19 protein-coding genes are annotated in these 17,469 nt (G+C 60.3%); 8 read left to right on the top strand and 11 right to left on the bottom strand.

Annotated features, from left to right (window positions below):
• Positions 1 to 41 precede the first annotated feature (41 nt).
• Positions 42 to 1,022, bottom strand: coding sequence for a cellulose biosynthesis protein BcsN (gene bcsN / locus N2A41_RS07060; RefSeq protein ID WP_020486071.1), 981 nt, complete (start codon positions 1,020 to 1,022; stop codon positions 42 to 44).
• 326 nt (positions 1,023 to 1,348) lie between these two features.
• Between bcsN and N2A41_RS07055 the strand changes: the two genes are divergently transcribed.
• Positions 1,349 to 1,663: a DUF1236 domain-containing protein gene (locus N2A41_RS07055; RefSeq protein ID WP_260110596.1), complete on the top strand. Its 315-nt coding sequence runs from the start codon at positions 1,349 to 1,351 to the stop codon at positions 1,661 to 1,663.
• 39 nt (positions 1,664 to 1,702) lie between these two features.
• Here the strand turns inward: N2A41_RS07055 and N2A41_RS07050 are convergent, their stop codons facing one another.
• Positions 1,703 to 3,349, bottom strand: a complete 1,647-nt coding sequence (locus tag N2A41_RS07050) for an ATP-binding protein (RefSeq protein ID WP_260110595.1) — start codon at positions 3,347 to 3,349, stop codon at positions 1,703 to 1,705.
• A gap of 379 nt (positions 3,350 to 3,728) precedes the next feature.
• Here N2A41_RS07050 and N2A41_RS07045 point away from each other — a divergent pair, with 379 nt between their 5' ends.
• Positions 3,729 to 4,076 carry a response regulator gene (locus tag N2A41_RS07045; protein ID WP_170256774.1) on the top strand — a complete coding sequence of 116 codons (348 nt, stop codon included), beginning with the start codon at positions 3,729 to 3,731 and terminating at the stop codon, positions 4,074 to 4,076.
• An 8-nt stretch (positions 4,077 to 4,084) separates the two neighbouring features.
• Here N2A41_RS07045 and N2A41_RS07040 read toward each other — a convergent pair whose 3' ends face one another.
• The 6 genes from N2A41_RS07040 to N2A41_RS07015 all read right to left on the bottom strand — a co-directional run bounded on the left by N2A41_RS07040 (position 4,085) and on the right by N2A41_RS07015 (position 8,578).
• A complete protein-coding gene (locus tag N2A41_RS07040; RefSeq protein WP_017963795.1) occupies positions 4,085 to 4,624 on the bottom strand; it encodes a MerR family transcriptional regulator in 540 nt (179 codons plus the stop codon).
• A 149-nt stretch (positions 4,625 to 4,773) separates the two neighbouring features.
• Entirely contained in the window at positions 4,774 to 5,112 is a 339-nt protein-coding gene (locus N2A41_RS07035; protein WP_017963794.1) for an integration host factor subunit alpha, read from the bottom strand.
• Between the two features lie 106 nt (positions 5,113 to 5,218).
• On the bottom strand, positions 5,219 to 6,190 hold the full coding sequence (locus tag N2A41_RS07030; RefSeq protein WP_026154102.1) for a beta-ketoacyl-ACP synthase III: 972 nt from the start codon (positions 6,188 to 6,190) through the stop codon (positions 5,219 to 5,221).
• Positions 6,191 to 6,210: 20 nt separating this feature from the next.
• On the bottom strand, positions 6,211 to 7,257 hold the full coding sequence (gene plsX, locus N2A41_RS07025) for a phosphate acyltransferase PlsX (RefSeq protein WP_026154101.1): 1,047 nt from the start codon (positions 7,255 to 7,257) through the stop codon (positions 6,211 to 6,213).
• A gap of 98 nt (positions 7,258 to 7,355) precedes the next feature.
• A complete protein-coding gene (locus tag N2A41_RS07020) occupies positions 7,356 to 7,910 on the bottom strand; it encodes a YceD family protein (RefSeq protein WP_170261186.1) in 555 nt (184 codons plus the stop codon).
• Between the two features lie 11 nt (positions 7,911 to 7,921).
• The gene (locus tag N2A41_RS07015; protein ID WP_260110594.1) at positions 7,922 to 8,578 is read right to left on the bottom strand and encodes a ubiquinol-cytochrome C chaperone family protein; all 657 of its coding nucleotides are present in this window, start codon (positions 8,576 to 8,578) and stop codon (positions 7,922 to 7,924) included.
• Positions 8,579 to 8,714: 136 nt separating this feature from the next.
• Between N2A41_RS07015 and N2A41_RS07010 the strand changes: the two genes are divergently transcribed.
• The gene (locus N2A41_RS07010; RefSeq protein ID WP_017963789.1) at positions 8,715 to 9,248 is read left to right on the top strand and encodes an outer membrane protein assembly factor BamE; all 534 of its coding nucleotides are present in this window, start codon (positions 8,715 to 8,717) and stop codon (positions 9,246 to 9,248) included.
• A 91-nt stretch (positions 9,249 to 9,339) separates the two neighbouring features.
• Here N2A41_RS07010 and N2A41_RS07005 read toward each other — a convergent pair whose 3' ends face one another.
• The 3 genes from N2A41_RS07005 to ribH all read right to left on the bottom strand — a co-directional run bounded on the left by N2A41_RS07005 (position 9,340) and on the right by ribH (position 12,618).
• On the bottom strand, positions 9,340 to 11,478 hold the full coding sequence (locus N2A41_RS07005) for a sodium-translocating pyrophosphatase (RefSeq protein WP_260110593.1): 2,139 nt from the start codon (positions 11,476 to 11,478) through the stop codon (positions 9,340 to 9,342).
• A 198-nt stretch (positions 11,479 to 11,676) separates the two neighbouring features.
• Positions 11,677 to 12,159, bottom strand: a complete 483-nt coding sequence (gene nusB, locus N2A41_RS07000; RefSeq protein WP_017959878.1) for a transcription antitermination factor NusB — start codon at positions 12,157 to 12,159, stop codon at positions 11,677 to 11,679.
• Between the two features lie 3 nt (positions 12,160 to 12,162).
• Entirely contained in the window at positions 12,163 to 12,618 is a 456-nt protein-coding gene (gene ribH / locus N2A41_RS06995; RefSeq protein ID WP_170261188.1) for a 6,7-dimethyl-8-ribityllumazine synthase, read from the bottom strand.
• Between the two features lie 345 nt (positions 12,619 to 12,963).
• Between ribH and N2A41_RS06990 the strand changes: the two genes are divergently transcribed.
• The 5 genes from N2A41_RS06990 to rfbC all read left to right on the top strand — a co-directional run bounded on the left by N2A41_RS06990 (position 12,964) and on the right by rfbC (position 17,458).
• Positions 12,964 to 13,323 carry a hypothetical protein gene (locus N2A41_RS06990; RefSeq protein ID WP_162117198.1) on the top strand — a complete coding sequence of 120 codons (360 nt, stop codon included), beginning with the start codon at positions 12,964 to 12,966 and terminating at the stop codon, positions 13,321 to 13,323.
• A gap of 214 nt (positions 13,324 to 13,537) precedes the next feature.
• Positions 13,538 to 14,038 carry a cupin domain-containing protein gene (locus tag N2A41_RS06985; protein WP_162117197.1) on the top strand — a complete coding sequence of 167 codons (501 nt, stop codon included), beginning with the start codon at positions 13,538 to 13,540 and terminating at the stop codon, positions 14,036 to 14,038.
• A 26-nt stretch (positions 14,039 to 14,064) separates the two neighbouring features.
• Positions 14,065 to 14,580, top strand: coding sequence for a GNAT family N-acetyltransferase (locus tag N2A41_RS06980; protein WP_260110592.1), 516 nt, complete (start codon positions 14,065 to 14,067; stop codon positions 14,578 to 14,580).
• Positions 14,581 to 14,890: 310 nt separating this feature from the next.
• A complete protein-coding gene (locus tag N2A41_RS06975; RefSeq protein WP_162117195.1) occupies positions 14,891 to 16,867 on the top strand; it encodes a glycosyltransferase family 1 protein in 1,977 nt (658 codons plus the stop codon).
• A gap of 24 nt (positions 16,868 to 16,891) precedes the next feature.
• A complete protein-coding gene (rfbC, locus tag N2A41_RS06970) occupies positions 16,892 to 17,458 on the top strand; it encodes a dTDP-4-dehydrorhamnose 3,5-epimerase (protein WP_162117194.1) in 567 nt (188 codons plus the stop codon).
• The last annotated feature ends 11 nt before the right edge of the window (positions 17,459 to 17,469 follow it).

Genomic DNA, 17,469 nt, shown 5'->3' with positions numbered 1-17,469 from the left:
TGCTCAACCGGGGCACCAACGGGCGCCCGCGGGCATGCTCACTATCTCCGGCAGGCGGCCGTCATGGCCGCGTCGCCTATGCAGTCCGGCGAAGGCACGGTGACGCCGATTGCCCTTTCCGATTGTTCGATTGGCGCAGCGGCCGCATTCGGCCGTGCGCTCGTCTGCGGCGCCTCGCCCGGCAGCGGCACGCGCGGGCCGATGGGTGCAGGCACCGATGCGGCGCCTTGAGCCGGTTGCGAGGTCGCAGCGCTGCCAACGGCAGCGGCCCGCGGCCGGCTGACGAAGGCAGGCGCCGGCTCGTAACCGATCGGCATCGGGCTGGCGCGGTAACCACCCTCGTCCGGATAGATCGGCTCTCCGGTGCGCCCGAGTGCTGCGTCGGCGGGCGGCGGATTGCCGTAAGCGTTCCAGACCTCGCCCTCGAAGGTGCCGGTGACGGTGTAGCCATAGACGATGCCGAGCAACTGGCGCTCGCTCGCTCTGGCATCGCAAAGGCGCAGGCGCAGCTGGATCATGCCGAAATTGCGCGCCTGGGTATTGGCAGCGGTGCTGGAGCGGATCTGCTGCCAGGCATAGACGCAGGTGTCGCCGGCACGGCTGCGGCCGGAGGCATAACCGAAGGGGCCATAGGCGTTCTGCAAGAAGGTCGCCGACGTCGCCATCCGCACGCCGGGGGCCGAACGGGCCACCTCGCGGCTAATACCGCTCTCGTTGATCGTGCTGAAGCCGGCATTGCCGGTACCGGGATTGGCTCCGGAAGCGCCTAAGAACTGGACCTTCAGGAAATTCTGGCCGGGCACGGAGGATGAGGTAAACAGCGAGATCGTCTGCTCGACGCCGTTGCCGCGCTTGCGCTCGACGACGCTGACGATCGACGGGCCGCCCGGCGGCGGCAGGACCAGCGCCTTTTCAGGCGCCACCGTCTCTGGCCCGGAAAGCTGACGTACGCCGCCTGTCGATGTGCAGCCGGCCATCACGCCCGCCACGGCCAACAGCAATATGGTCTTCCGCAAGCGCATGTCTCGAGCCGCCGCAATCGTCTCTCTAGAGATCCATTCGCAAGCCGAAACGCGACGGATCGTCGAATCAACGACCGGTTGGTCGTCCGTTCAGAATAAACGTCCAACATGGTTAGCGAAAAGTAAACAAGCGGGCTCTAACATCATCGGCTGGAGTCTTTTCGAACTTTGTTCAGACAGCTCAACCGTACGACGCATAAATCAATTTAGTAACAACTTAATTACTCTCATTGCGCCTGTGTTCCGCTACGGCGAAAAGCTCGCGGGGAACCATGCCGCATGGCCGGCGTTGCCTTGAGGTCTGGGGTAGAAAAGGAGACCATCCCATGCGCAAGACCATGCTGGCTGCGGCCGCCATACTGACCATCAGCTCCGCCGCCTTCGCGCAGAGCACCGTCATTGTCACTGATCCCGCACCGACCGGCTCAGTCGTATTGCCCGGCGAGGTGCGCACTTATGTGATGGAGCAAAACACTCCGTCCATCGCCTATGACGGCGACATCACGGTTGGAACGACCCTTCCCGATACCGTCGAAGTGCACACCGTGCCAAAGAACGACGGCTACGGCTATGCCGTCGTCAATGAGCGGCGGGTGATTGTCGAGCCGAAGACGCACCGCATTATCCAGGTCCTGGAATAACGCGATCGGGAATTGTGGACGTGCGGCCGTATTCCGGCTTCACGTCCGCTCGTCTCCCACCCTCGCCGGTACATTCAGAAGTTCGCGAATCTTATGGGCGAGTTGCTCCAGACTGAAGGGCTTGGCGAGCAGGGAAACGCCGTGATCGAGCACACCATTGTGGACGATGGCATTACGGGTGTAACCCGTCGTGTAAAGGATCCGGATCGTCGGCCATTTCTCCTGGACGACATCGGCAAGCTGACGTCCGCTCATCTGCGGCATGACGATATCGGTGAAGATCAGGTCGACTGCCGGATTTTCTTCGAGCAGCAGAAGCGCCTCTATGCCGCTTGCCGCCTGCAACACGGCGTAACCGAGTTCATGCAGGCTTTCGGCGGTCATGGTGCGGACGTTCTCATCGTCCTCCACCACCAGGATCGTATCATTGACACTGCCGTGAGGAATCGGCTGGGCGCCGGCCGCGCCCGACCGGGAGTCCGTCATGGCGACACGACGGGGAAGATAGATCTTCACGGTCGTGCCCCTGTCGATCTCCGAATAGATCTTGATGTGGCCGCCGCTCTGCTTGATGTAGCCATAGACTTGGCTGAGGCCGAGGCCAGTGCCCTTGCCGGGTCCCTTGGTCGTATAGAACGGGTCGAAGGCGCGCTCGATCACCTCCGGCGACATGCCGGTGCCAGTGTCGGTAATGCTGATCATTACATATTGGCCTGCCTCGACCTCCGAATGCATGCGCGAATATCGCTCGTCGAGTTCGGTATTGGCTGTCTCGATCGTCAGATTTCCGCCGCCCGGCATAGCATCGCGGGCGTTGACGGCAAGGTTCAAGATGGCATTTTCGAGCTGGCTCAAATCGGCAAAGCTCGGCCAGAGACCCCCGGCAAGCACGGTCTCGATCCGGATCTGCTCGCCGAGCGTGCGCCGCAAGAGCTCAGACATGCCGCCGACCAGCTTGTTGAGGTCGATCACCTCCGGGGCGAGCGGCTGCTGGCGCGAGAAAGCAAGAAGACGCGCGGTCAGTACCGCCGCCCTCTGCGCACCGTCTTTGGCATTCTGGATGGAGTATGGCAGGCGGGGATCCTCGCTGCCGCTCAGGCGCCGCTGCGCGAGATCGAGGTTGCCGATGATGATCGCCAGCATGTTGTTAAAATCATGGGCGACGCCGCCGGTCAGCTGGCCGATCGTCTCCATCTTCTGCAACTGGCGGACCTGCGCCTGAGCGGCAGCATTCTCTTCCATCTCATGCCTGAGCTCAGCAGTGCGCTGAACCACTGTCTCTTCGAGGCGCGTGTTGAAGCTGTTGAGTTCGCTGCGAAGGCGGCTCTGTCGCTCATGTGCGATAATGATCATCTCCATCAGGCCGACGATGATCGCGGCATTGATGAAATAAGTGGAAAGGCCGACCCATTGGCTGGCGCTGACCGGCCAGAAGACATTGTGCGGCTCGACGAAAAACTGCTGGACTACGAAACCGGCAACCAAGGCCGCGACAAGGCCCGGCCCCACGCCACCTATGAAACTGGCGAGCAATATCGCCGGAAGAAAGCTTAGGAAGGGAAAGCCGGAGAGAGTGTCGCTGGCGGCAAGCCTTAGAAGAAACGTCAGGCCAACGAAGGCAATGGCCAGCGGATATGTATAATCCGGCCTGTGACGCAGCCAATCCGTGGCACTCAGCAAATCCATTCGACACCCCTTCTTACAGCGCCGCCATGTCTTTTCAGACGCGCAAAGGGCGCTGCAACGCTTTGAATTGCTGCATAATTTTATTCCTCGAATCGATGCCGGTTTAGGAATTATGCAGGAGCCGCTGCGGAAAACGGCATCCCAGCTTTTGCACATCGAATTTCAACCGGCAATATGCTGTTTCTCGTACTGGCGGGCACAACGTCTTGACGAGCCGTGCAGGCAGTCCACATAAATCTCCGTGCCTAAAGCGCGTCGCGATCTTTCAGATTCGCTCCTCGCGCTTTAGGTCTTTGTTTTTACGCATGTCGTTAGCGCAAAACCGCAGCACACTTTTGCGCGACATGCTTTAGCAAGGGGGCAATGGGTGGACGGGATCATGAAAGACATATTCATCGTCGAAGACGACACGCTGATTGCCATGCTGCTTGAGGACATGCTCGCCGATTTGGGTTACCGGGTCTGCGCAAGCGCGCCCGATCTGGAACGGGCGCTTGCAACCGCCAGGGATACGGAGTTCGACGCTGCCATCCTCGACGTCTCGCTTGCCGGGCAGAGCTCGCTGCCAGTCGCAAAGCTGCTCGACGAACGCGGAAAACCCTATCTCTATGCAACGGGATATGGCGCGCCGCCTGATGGCAGCGGCCCAAGCATGCTGCCCGTTCTGCAAAAACCCTTCCAGCTCAGCGAACTCGAACAAGCGATGAAGCGGCTTACTGAAACCTGAGTTCCTGTTCAACGCACCTGATCAAGCAGACGCTTGCATTCCAGAAGGTCGTAGAGCGCCTCCTGCAGCAGCGCTCGGTCTTCCTTGCCAACGCTCGATTTGCCGATCGAGACTTCCTGCTCGTCGTCTCCAGCGACGAAGTTGAAGAACCTGCGGGTGATCGGCGGTTTGGCGCGACCGACAATCTGGTCTTCATCAGCCATGCCGACGCGCGGTTCCCCGGCACCCACCTCCTGCACGCCCGACGCAAGCGCCTCGACGCTGGCGAGATCGCCGTGGCCGACCGATATGACAAACTTGTTGCCGTTGGTCTTCAGAAGCTTCTGCACACCCTTGATCGTATAGCCGTGATCATAGAGCAGATGCCGGATGCCCTTGAGGAGATCCACATCTTCCGGCCGGTAGTAGCGACGGCCGCCGCCGCGCTTCATCGGCTTTATCTGGGGAAAACGCGTCTCCCAGAAGCGCAGCACATGCTGCGGCAGATCAAGATCGTCTGCGACTTCGCTGATGGTGCGAAAGGCATCGGGGCTCTTGTCCAACGTCATACTGCTACGCGACCTCGCGGCTCGATCCTACGGCGACTCATCATATTTCAACGGTTTGGCGCCGACAATTCAAGTCATGTCTCGACGTTGCGCACAAGGATGGTCAGTGCGAGAGAGAAAAAAGCCGTTTCGAAACGGGAAGCCGATTGTCAAGGAGACGGATTCAGCGGCTTCAGCTTGATCTTGCGAGCGACATGCGCCTTGAGGATCCGCGTCTTCAGCACGTTCGACGCTTTGAAGGTCATGACCCGGCGGGGGGAAATCGGAACCTCCTCGCCAGTCTTTGGGTTGCGGCCGATTCGTTCGTTCTTGTCGCGCACCTGGAAGGTGGCGAAGGAGGAAAGCTTGACGGTTTCACCACGCACGATGGCGTTGCAGATCTCGTCGATGACAGTTTCGACCAGTTCGGCAGATTCGGTCCGGGACAGCCCAACCTTTCGGAAAACGGATTCCGCCAGGTCTGCTCGCGTCACTGTTTTTCCGGTCATGGTTTCCCCGCCCATACAAAATATTTTGTGAAATCGCACGAAGAGTATTTGTCTTGCGCCTTACGGTCAAGCTCTTGTTCGCCGCCAGTTTTTTAGGATTCGTGCCTTACCAGCGCAGCAGAACCGCACCCCAGGTAAAACCGCCGCCCATCGCTTCGAGCATCACCAGGTCGCCCTTCTTGATGCGGCCGTCGCCGGCAGCGGTGGCAAGTGCCAGCGGGATCGAGGCGGCCGACGTATTGCCGTGCAGGTCGACGGTGATGACGACCTTCGCCGCATCGATGTTCAGCTTTTTCGCCGAACCGTCGATGATGCGGCGATTGGCCTGATGCGGTACCAACCAGTCGAGATCATCGGCGGTGGTCCCGGTCGCATCGAAAGCCGCCTGAATGACATCGGTGATCATGCCCACGGCGTATTTGAAGACCTCGCGGCCTTCCATGCGCAGCTTTCCGACAGTGCCCGTCGTCGACGGCCCGCCATCGACATAGAGCTTTTCCTTGTGCGAGCCGTCGGAGCGCAGATGCGCGGTCAGCACACCGCGATCGGCAACTGTGCCCTCGCCTTCGGTCGCTTCGAGTATGATCGCGCCGGCGCCGTCGCCGAAAAGCACGCAGGTGGTGCGGTCGTTCCAGTCGAGAATGCGCGAAAAAGTTTCGGCGCCGATGACGAGAACGCGCTTGGCAAGCCCGCCACGGATATAGGCATCGGCGGTCGTCACCGCGTAGACGAAACCGGTGCAGACGGCCTGGACGTCGAAGGCGAAGCCGTGGCTCATGCCGAGGCGGTTCTGGATGTTGACCGACGTTGCCGGAAAGGTGTTATCCGGCGTCGAGGTGGCACAGATGACAAGATCGATATCGGCAGGCGTCAGGCCGCCATTGGCAAGGGCTGCGCGCGCGGCGGCCTCGCCCAGCGACGCCGTCGTTTCGTCATCGCCGGCGACATAACGCTGGCGGATGCCGGTGCGCTGGACGATCCATTCGTCTGATGTGTCGACGATGGCCTCCATGTCACGATTGGTCATCACGCGCTTCGGAAGTGCGGCTCCGAACCCGCGAACCACTGAACGGATCATCTTTGATTGAACCCTATCGCTCATGCCGCTTCCGGGCCCATCGGGGGCAGCCGCTTGGCATGGTATTTCTTAAGATCGTTTTCTATTTTCTGATTGAGGCCGTTCTTGGCCATGTCGTAGCCGACTTCGATGGCGGCTGCGATGCCTTCGGCATTCGCCCCGCCATGGCTCTTGATGACGATGCCGTTCAGGCCGAGAAACACGCCGCCATTGACCTTGCTCGGATCGAGCTTCTCGCGAAGCATATCAAAGGCGCTTTTGGCAAAGAGATAGCCGATGCGGGCCAGCAGCGTGCGCGACATGGCGGCACGCAGATATTCGCCGATCTGCTTGGCGGTGCCTTCGGCCGTCTTGAGAGCGATATTGCCGGAAAACCCTTCGGTGACGACGACGTCGACCGTGCCCTTGCCAAGGTCGTTGCCCTCGACGAAGCCGGAATATTCGAGCGAATCGATGTTCGCCTCGCGCAACAGCCGGCCGGCCTCCTTGACTTCCTCCTGGCCTTTCATCTCCTCGACGCCGACGTTCAGAAGGCCGACCGTCGGACGTTCGACCTCGAAAAGCGCGCGCGCCATGGCGCCGCCCATCAGGGCAAAATCCATCAGCTGCTGTGCATCGGCGCCGATCGTTGCACCGACATCGAGCACGATGCTCTCACCCTTCAGCGTCGGCCAGATCGCAGCAATCGCCGGACGCTCGATATTGGCCATGGTGCGCAGACAGAACTTCGCCATTGCCATCAGCGCCCCGGTATTGCCTGCCGAGACGGCGACATCGGCGTCACCCGTCTTCACCGCCTCGATCGAACGCCACATGGTGGAGATATAACGGCCACGGCGCAGCGCCTGGCTCGGCTTCTCATCCATGGCGACGGCAAGCTCGCAGTCGTGAAAGAGCGACTTTTCCTTGAGCTTCGGAAACTTGGCGAGAACCGGATCGCACTGTTCCTTGAGACCATAGAGAACGAAGGACATATCAGGATGCCGATCCAGCGCCTTGGCGGCCCCGGGGATGACAACCTGGGGACCAAAGTCGCCACCCATGAGGTCGAGAGATATTCTGATCACGCGTCCCTGATCCTTCTTTTCGCCGAGGGCGAAATTTCGGCCAAAATACCGGTTTTGGCGTCGCTTACAACTGAATTGTGTCAAATGCCAGCGGGGCTTCAGTCCTTTTTCCAGTCCTTGAGGGCTGCGAAAGCGGAGGGCTTTTTGTCGTCCTCGCCGCTGTCCTCGACATGGCCGGCGAATTCGATGCCCTGCTTGCGCGGATAGGGATCGATTGCGAGAGCGGCGAATTCGGCAACCACCTCGCCGGCGTCGATCGTATCGCCGACGAAGGTCTCGGGCAGATCGGGACCATCCGGATCAAGCAGCATCTCGCCGGCGTCGTTACCCGCCTGGCGGGCAAGCTTGGAGCCCTCCGGCACGAAGATCTGCTCGAAGCTCTCGTCGATGGCTGATTCGACCGGTTCCAGCGTCACGACGCAGGACTGGACGATCTTCGCCTGCACGCGGCCCTTGATGCGCACGCCGTCGCGCTTCCAGCGGGCAATCTGCAGATCGGCGCGCAAATCATCCACGGAGACGACGTTCCAGGTCTCGGCAAGCGCCTTCAGTTCGCTGGTGTCGGCCTCGACATGAACCTCGACGGGGTTGGCCGAGATGTGGCCGACCTTGACGTGATAGGAGAAGGGAACACCGTCCCGATCGTTCTTCATCGTTTCCTCCTTCAGGTGACCGGTGGGTGGGCGACCGGCGGGAGCGTCGCCGAACCGGTAGCGATCACCTCTTCGGGGACGGCAGACAGATGCGATTCTGCGGCCATCATCCATCCGGCGAGGCCGGACATATCTGCAGGCGCCGAGGTTTCGGGGTAGATATTGCGCTGAAGAGCGAGAGCGAGCGCTTCGGCATCGCCTGTGTCCATCGCCTTCGAATAGGCTTCAAGCCGGCCGTAAAACATACCGGCGAGCTTCTTCATGCGCTTCGGCACGCTGTTGTCGCCGATGCCGAGTTCGCGGATCGAATAGTCGATATCCTGGAAGAAAGCATCGACGATCTCCTGGGCGATCTCCTGGCCGCTGGTGGTCGAAGCACGTGTGCGGCGAAAAAACAGAATCATGGCTATCGACAGCATCTCGAAACGGCCCATGACCGTATCCGGCACATTGAGCCGCTCGTAGAGTTCCGGCATGCGCGCAGCCGCCGCTAACGCCGCATATTGCCGATCGACGATCGCCTGATTGTTGTTTTTCTTGCGGAAGAGCCCGAAGATCATTGTTTTTTCCGGAAATGCCTCATTCTTCATGCCGGCTGGCGCCTGGCCTTGTTGCATGATTTCGAAAGCTGGTTTACCGAAGCAGGCGCGAATTGCAATGCCGCTCATGGCCAGTTTCGGGACGACGCCTTCGATGCGTCAGCGAAGCGAATTCGGGACATTCGACCCGGAATGGCCACAATGGTTTTGCAGGAGGAAAGCGTGCAAGGCCCCAAATGGCTGCTATCGACACTCAAGGGAGTAGATGTCGTTGAATAAACGGTATTTCAAGTCTGACGTGAAATTCTTCAGCAGTGCGGCCATTGCCTTCATAATCGCCTCCACATCAGCTCTTTCCGGTTGCCAGACCAGCACCGTGCTCAATGGCGGCTACGTCGCCGACCAGCAGTCGCTGAACCTCGTTCCGGAAGGCTCCAGCCGCGAGCAGGTGCTGCTTTCGCTCGGCACCCCGTCGACGACGGCGACATTCGATGGCGAAGTCTTCTATTACATCTCGCAGCGGCGTACGCGTGCCGTCGCCTTCCAGAAACTGAAGGTCGTCGATCAGAGCGTTCTGGCCATCTACTTCGACAAAGACGGCGTCGTCAGCCGCCGCGCCAACTATACGCTGCAGGACGGCAAGGTGTTCGACACGATCGGGCGCGTCACGCCGACCGGCGGCAAGGAACTCACCTTCCTGCAGCAGATGCTTTCCGGCGGCAGCGCCGCGAGTGCTGCCCGCAGCCTGTTCGGCGGTGGCGCCGGCGGCACGCCGCAGAACCCAAGCAGCCTGCGCTGATCGGATGCGCCTTATACGAAAACCCCGCCGGATCGCTCCGGCGGGGCTTTTAATGGTCGCTATTCCGGTTTGCCGCGCTGAGCGGCATGCCTCATCCAGCAAGAATGGCGAGCAGCAGCAGCGCGACGATGTTGGTGATCTTGATTGCCGGGTTGACGGCCGGGCCGGCAGTATCCTTGTAGGGATCGCCGACTGTATCGCCCGTGACGGAAGCCTTGTGCGCATCCGAACCCTTCATGTGGCGCAAGCCGTCCTTGTCGACGAAACCGTCCTCGAAGCTCTTCTTGGCGTTGTCCCAGGCACCGCCGCCCGAGGTCATCGAGATGGCGACGAAGAGGCCGTTGATGATGACGCCGAGCAGCGATGCGCCGAGGGCGGCAAAGGCGGAGGCCTTGGAGCCGGAGATGAGCAGCACGCCGAAATAGACGACGATAGGCGCCAGCACCGGCAACAGCGACGGCACGATCATCTCGCGGATGGCGGCCTTGGTCAGAAGGTCGACCGCCCTGCCGTAATCCGGCTTTTCCGTGCCCTGCATGATGCCGGGTTTTTCCTTGAACTGACGACGTACTTCCTCGACGATCGCGCCGGCCGCCCGGCCGACGGCGGTCATGGCGATGCCGCCGAAGAGGTAGGGAATGAGACCTCCGAAAATCAATCCAGCCACCACGTAAGGGTTGGAAAGATCGAAGGAAATTTCGCCGATGCCGGCAAAATAAGGGAACTTGTCGCCATTCGCCGCAAAATATTTGAGGTCGTAGGAGTAGGCTGCAAAGAGAACCAGTGCGCCGAGACCGGCGGAACCGATGGCATAGCCCTTGGTGACGGCCTTGGTCGTGTTGCCGACGGCATCGAGCGCATCGGTGGATTTGCGCACCTCCGGCGGCAGGTGCGACATTTCAGCGATACCGCCGGCATTGTCCGTCACGGGTCCGAACGCGTCGAGCGCGACGATCATTCCGGCGATGCCGAGCATCGCCGTGACCGCAATGCCGGTGCCGAATAGGCCGCCGAGCTGGTAGGTGGCGAGAATGCCACCAACGATGACAATCGCCGGCAGTGCCGTCGATTCCAGTGAGACGGCGAGACCCTGGATGACATTGGTGCCATGACCGGTGACCGATGCCTGGGCGATCGAGACGACCGGGCGCTTGCCCGTGCCGGTATAATATTCAGTGGTCACCACGATCAGCGCGGTGACGACGAGGCCGATGATGCCGCAGAAGAAGAGGTGCGCGCCTGATATGTCGGCGCCTCCGACGGCGCCGATCGATCCCCAGCCGATGGTGAGGGAGGTAGCAGCACCAAGGCCGACGATCGACAGCAGTCCGGTGACGATGAGGCCTTTGTAGAGAGCGCCCATGATCGAGCCGTTCGCGCCAAGCTTGACGAAGAAGGTGCCGATGATCGAGGTGATGATGCAGGCACCGCAGATCGCCAGCGGATAGACCATCGCAGACTGGAGGATCGGCGCGCCGGCGAAAAAGATCGCGGCGAGAACCATGGTGGCGACGACCGAAACCGCATAGGTCTCGAAAAGGTCGGCGGCCATGCCGGCACAGTCGCCGACGTTGTCGCCGACGTTATCGGCGATGGTTGCGGGGTTGCGCGGATCGTCTTCGGGAATGCCGGCTTCCACCTTGCCGACGAGATCGCCGCCGACATCGGCGCCCTTGGTGAAGATGCCGCCACCGAGACGGGCGAAGATCGAAATCAGCGAAGCGCCGAAGCCGAGCGCCACCAGCGCATCGATGACTTCGCGCGAGCCGCTCTCATGGCTGAGCCCGACGGTCAATACCGTATAGTAGATGGAGACGCCGAGCAGCGCCAGGCCGGCCACCAGCATGCCGGTGATCGCACCCGACTTGAAGGCGATGTCGAGGCCGGCGGAAAGGCTGACGGAAGCCGCCTGGGCGGTGCGCACATTCGCGCGGACGGAGACGTGCATGCCGATGAAACCGGCAGCACCGGAAAGCAGGGCACCGATCAGGAAGCCGATCGCGGCCTCGGCGGAAAGAAGCAGCCAGGCTAAGATGAAAACGACAACGCCGACAATGGCAATGGTTCTGTACTGGCGCGTCAGATAGGCTTGAGCGCCTTCGCGGATATAGCCCGCGATCTCCTGCATGCGGCTATTGCCCTGATCGGCAGCAAGCACCGACCGGGTTGCCCAGGCGGCATAAACCACCGAGAGCAGACCGCATGCGATTACGCATAAAAGAATCGTCATTTCGCTCTTTCCTCCCAAAGGCCGGAGCTCACTCCTTCTCCGGCAGATACGCCGCCGAATCGCCTTCCTCTCCACAGAAATGCCACAGCTAAGCGCTGCGGAGATTGCGTGGTCGATCACGTGGCGTCAAGACCGCAACGGGCGAAAACTATTGCGGTGCGAAGAAAGACGCAGGCGGATTGTTTGGCGACTAAAGACTTATTTCTTCGCCTCGCCGCGGACCTGCTTTGCGATGCGGTCGAGCACGGCGTTGACGAGCTTCGGCTCATCGTCATCGAAAAAGGCCTGGGCGATCTCGACATATTCGGTGACGATGACCGCCACCGGAACGTCCTTGCGATCGGTGATCTCGAAGACGCCGGCGCGCAGGATGGCGCGCACGGTGCTGTCGAGGCGCGACAAGGCCCAATCATCCTGCAGGGCTGCGGCAATCAGCGGATCGAGGCGAACCTGATCGCGCACGACACCGGAGACGATGGAACGGAACCAGGCGGCATCGGCCTTCAGATAGGTCGCGCCATCGATTTCCTGACCAAGACGGTGCGCCTCGTATTCAGCCACGATTTCCAGAACGCCCGTGCCGCCGACATCCATCTGATACAGGGCCTGAACAGCAGCAAGACGGGCAGCGCCCCGCTGGTTCGCAGTCTTGACCGGCCGTTCCGTCTTGTCGTCGTTCATTCGTTATGCACCCAGTTTCTGCTTCAGCTCGATCATGGTCAGAGCTGCACGAGCGGCAAATCCGCCCTTGTCCTTTTCCAAGCGGCGCACGCGCGCCCAAGCCTGTTCGTCGTTTTCGACGGTGAGGATACCATTGCCGATGGCAAGGGACTCGCTGACCGCGAGATCCATCAAGGCGCGCGAGGATTCATTCGACACGATATCGAAGTGATAGGTCTCGCCGCGAATGACCATGCCGAGGGCGACATAGCCGTCATAATGCGTTCCGCCATTGTCGTCTCCATCGAGCGACATGGCAATCGCCGCCGGAATTTCCAGTGCGCCGGGAACGGTGACGACCTCGAATGTAGCGCCGGCCTCTGTCAATGCGAAGGTCGCGCCTTCGAGCAGGGCGTCGGCCATGTCGTCGTAGAAGCGGGCCTCAACGATCAAAATATGGGGAGCGGTCTCTCTCGGCATGGTTCACCTTCGGTTTGCGGGACATTTACCCACTCGGCAGCCCGCGGTCAAAACATGCCTTCGTCCGAATGGCAAGCAATTTCGCCCGATGCCGCAATAGGAAAGAGGAAATATCTGCAAGGGGATAGCGGGACCACAGATGCACAGCTGGGCAAGCCTCTGAAATCAGCTTTCTCCGACGCCTGGAAAGCGACAATTCGAAGGCGGCTTTCATGAACAATTCTTAATGTGTTTTCAGTGGCTTAACCCATTGAATCGCGAAACGGAGAGAGCCAATTCCATGTCGTGACGCAGACGATCCCTGCAACGACAGCCGACCGTCTAAGCAGATGAAAGGATACCATCATGAACCGCGTTGTCACCATTACTATCGCTGCAGCCCTCTCCTCTCTCGCATTTGCCGGCGTCAGCCGGGCCGAAAGCCTTGGGATGAACACGGCCCAGGGCATCGAGCGGACACTCAGGACCTTCCAGGGCAATGACTTCAATGTCGAGCAGGTCCATAACTGGCGCAATCTCGATGACGAGACGACCGGTCCGCGCTCGGCACCGGAACGTTCCAGCCAGGCCGTCCACGGCATCCAGGCCTCGATCGACGCCAACAGGTCGCTTGCCCACAGGCTTAACAACGAAGGCGTCGACGTCCGCAACATCGTCAACGCCGAGCAGGCAGCCGACGGAAGCTTGACCTTCTACGTCCGCTGACGCGCCAGCGCATACCACCCGAGGCCGGAATCGATCGTCGGGGGTATGCGTGGGTTGAGTGATCGAGCGTCCCTCGCGTTTCCATTCGACGCACGGCTCTCAAAGCATGGGCGCGGTCTCCTCTCCGCCCATGCTGGGGATATCGGAGATAGGCCCAGATAATCATTGAATTCTCCTGGGATGACGGCTTCTCTTGCTGAAACAGGAGGACGTCATGACGGAATCGAAGGCGGTGATCAATACCGCCGATCTCAAGCTCGACCACTGGAAACAGGGCGAGCTCTATGAAAGCACCGACACCTCTTTCAGCACGCTTATCGGCCTTGTCGGCCTCGGCGTCAGCTACAACGAGGTGCCGCCGGGCAAATCGGGCTGCCCCTTCCACAACCACCACGTCGAAGACGAGCTCTTCTATGTGATCGCGGGTACCGGCGAATACCGCTTCGGCGATGCGCGCCATGCGATCAAGGCGGGCGACGTACTCGGCGCGCCGGCCGGCGGGCCTGAAACGGCGCACCAGATCATCAATACCGGCATGGTCACACTCGTCTATCTCGGCATTTCGACGATGGCGAAGACCGAGATCGTCGAATATCCCGATTCCGGAAAATTCCTTGCCAAGACGAATAGGGACGGTGCAGAAAACAAGCGCTTTCGTCATATCGGACGGCCGGAAGGCGATCTCGACTATTGGGACAGCGAGCCCGGCGCCTGAGGACGTGTTTTTTTATAAGGACCGATGTGACCGACATTCCAATCCTCGAAACGGAGCGGCTGACGCTTCGCCCTCACCGCCTCGACGATTTCGACGCACATGCGGCACTATGGGCGGACGAGGATGTCGTGCGCTTCATCACCGGCGTGCCGTCGACGCGCGAGCAGAGCTGGAGCCGCATGCTGCGCGTCGCCGGCATGTGGCATCACATGGGCTTCGGCTTTTTCGCGATCGTCGAAAAGGAGAGCGGCCGGTTCATCGGTGAAGCGGGCTTCCAGGAATCCCGGCGCGAGCTGGAACCGTCGATCGAGGGGACGATGGAGGTCGGCTGGGCGCTGATGCCCTCGGCGCACGGCCGCGGTTATGCCACTGAGGCGCTGAAAGTCCTGATCAGCTGGGCGGAAACGCATTTTCCCGAAAAACAAATGAGCTGCATCATCGGTCCCGAGAACCAGGCGTCGCTACGGGTCGCAACCAAGCTCGGATTCCGCGAGACGGCGCGCACGCAGTACAACGGCGAGATCATCCAGTTTTCGCGGTAGGGAATGAGAATTGGCTACCGTGTCGAATGATGGGGTCTACAAAAGCGGCGTATAATCCGAGGCGGCCCAATTCCAAATGTGCCATCGCAGCTCTTTGCGATACTGGCAGCAGAAGCGGCTGAGCCAATAAAGCTGGCTAGAGAAAACTGAGCAAGGAAGTCCGGCGCCCACACCCGCTCCATGCTGACCAGCGAAAGTTCTGCGAACAGTGTGGCGCAAGCTTCATCTCAAATAGTAGGCATCAAACAGGCTCGAATTGCCGTTCTGCGGATTCCCCATGCAGACGGCAGCTCTTCGCAAAGGACATACCTTGACGATCAATCAGCCCATTTCTTCTTTGCCGGCCGGTCTTCCCGACCTAGCGCTTCTCACGGAGAAGGCTGCCGGCACGGGATCCGTCATTGTCTATCAGCCTTATCTCGATCTTTCGCAGCGCAGCCAGCTCGATGCGGCTGCCATGCCGCTCGACATCTCGTTCAATACGCAGGCTACGACCCGCGAATATGAACTCTTCCTCACCCTGCATCAGCATCACGAGGCGATCGGCCTCGGTGAAGACGTGTTTTGGGGGCTGCTCTCCAGCAAATTCGAGATGAAGTCGGTGACGAGCTTTCCATCTTTTGTCACGGAGGCGGAAAAGGCCAGGGCAGAAGGTGCTGACGCCTATCTTTACAACCCGCTGATCGGCCACGCGGCGATCTACAGCAACGTCTGGGAGCATTCACTGCTTGGCGGTCACCCCGGCATGGAGCCGATCTTTCTGCATATCCAGGAGCTCGGCTATCCGATCGCGCCGCCGCAGGACAAGACTGCCTTCATGTTCTGCAACTATTTCTGCGGCAACCGCAAATTCTGGTCGGGGTATTTCGCCTTTTGCGAACGCATTCTCGAATCGCTGGAAAACCAAGCCCGCACCGGCACGGCAGCGGGCGCCGCCTATGCCGGTTCGGCTCACTATTCCCGCGATGCCAGCGCGCAGATGCGCCCCTTCGTGATCGAGCGTCTGCTCGGACTTTATGTCCAGCAGGCTATCGCCTCCGGACTGAAGATCGCCGCCTTCGTACCGACCGTTGCCGATTTCGAATGGAAGTTCGGTGTCCGCCTCGGCCGAATGCTGCATGGCCTCTTCGCCGCCAAGGAAGCTTTTCTGCAGAGCCGTGACGAGGCTCTCCTGACCTCGTGGCAGCAAGGCCGCCAGCCCCTCATCAAGCAGCCGCACCTGATCTGGGGGGCTGATGATCCGCCCGGCTGGATGCCGCGCGGCCAATTTATCGGCGGCCGCGAATTGATGCGCACCTATGCCCAGCAGGCCTCAGACGCTTCCCCGGTATCGCAGCAGCCGGTGCGGACGGAAAGGCCCGCGATACCAGCCGCGCCGAAGATCGAGCAGCCGCTCCGCAACCTTTTGCAGCCCTTTGCCGGCGGATGGCAGGCACACAGGGACCGTCATTGCATCTGGATCGTGACGCCCGACAACTACAATCACAGCCACGCCTTCGACGAAGTCGCGCTTGGCCTACAGGGCGCCTTCGAGGAACTCGGCGGCACGGCACCGATCACCCGGGACATGAACGCATTCGCCGGTCGTGCGCCGATCATCTATGGCGGCAATCTTCTCCCGGCCGAAATCGTCAGCCATCTGCCGAAGGACAGTGTCGTCATCAATCTCGAGCAGGTGTCCGAAGAAAGCATCTGGATCAATTCGCGCTACACCTCGATCCTGAAGTCGTTTCCGGTTCTCGACTACAGCCCGCGCAACCGGGAAAATCTCGCCGCCAAGGGCATTGATCACGCCGGCGTGCTCGAAATCGGCTATAGCCGCTGCCTCAGCCAGATACAGCACGCCGCTGTCAAAGATATCGACGTGCTCTTCTACGGCTCGATGAACGAACGCCGCCACCATATCCTGAAGACGCTGAAGGACGGCGGGCTCGAGGTCGCGCATCTCTTCAACATCTATGGCACGGAACGCGATGCGGCGATTGCGCGCGCCAAGATCGTGATCAACATCCATCATTATGCGAGCGGCGTCTTCGAGATCGTGCGCATTTCCTATCTGCTCGCCAATCGCGTTTGCGTGCTGACGGAAGGCAACATCCGCGATCCGGACCTTCAGCCCTTCATCGGCGGCTTGGCAATTGAGCCCTATGGCGACATGATCGAGCGCTGCTACAAGCTGGTCGCAGATGCCGACGAGCGCCATGCCATTGCCGCGAAGGGCCTTGCGGCTATGCAGAGCCGCTCGCAGGCGGACATGCTGATGAGCGTCATGAGGGCGGACGCTTGATGAAGGCCGCAGAAAAGGTAAATCATGCGTATTGAGACCACGGTCATCGAGGGCATCATTGCGATCACGCCGCCACGCTTCGGCGATCACCGCGGCTACTTCTCCGAGGTATTCAAGGATGCTTGGTTCCGGGAAAATGTGGCAGACGTCACATTCATCCAGGACAATGAATCGCTTTCGGCGCAGGCGGGCACCGTTCGGGGGCTGCATTTCCAGATACCGCCCTTCGCACAGGGCAAGCTGGTACGCTGCCTTGCCGGCCGGATCATGGATGTCGTCGTCGATATTCGCGAGGGATCGCCGAGCTTCGGCAAATGGCTCTCTCAGGAGCTCTCGCCGGAAAACGGCATGCAGCTCTGGATACCGGCCGGTTTCGCTCACGGATTTGCAACCATCGAGCCGAACAGCGTCATCAGCTACAAGGTAACCGCACCCTACAGCCCGCAGCATGATCGGGGCATCGCGTGGAACGATCCGGCGATCGGCATCCGCTGGCCCTTCGATGAGGGAGACATTGTGTTGTCCGACAAGGACAAGACGCTGCCGTGGCTCGCCGATCTGCCAAGCCATTTTTCCAATTCAGCACAGTAACCAGGGATTGA

The sequence above is a fragment of the Rhizobium sp. SRDI969 genome (genome assembly GCF_025152725.1).
Lineage (GTDB): Bacteria > Pseudomonadota > Alphaproteobacteria > Rhizobiales > Rhizobiaceae > Rhizobium > Rhizobium leguminosarum_I.
Note: the sequence above shows the minus strand (reverse complement) of the source record. Positions and strands in the feature narration are given on the sequence as shown.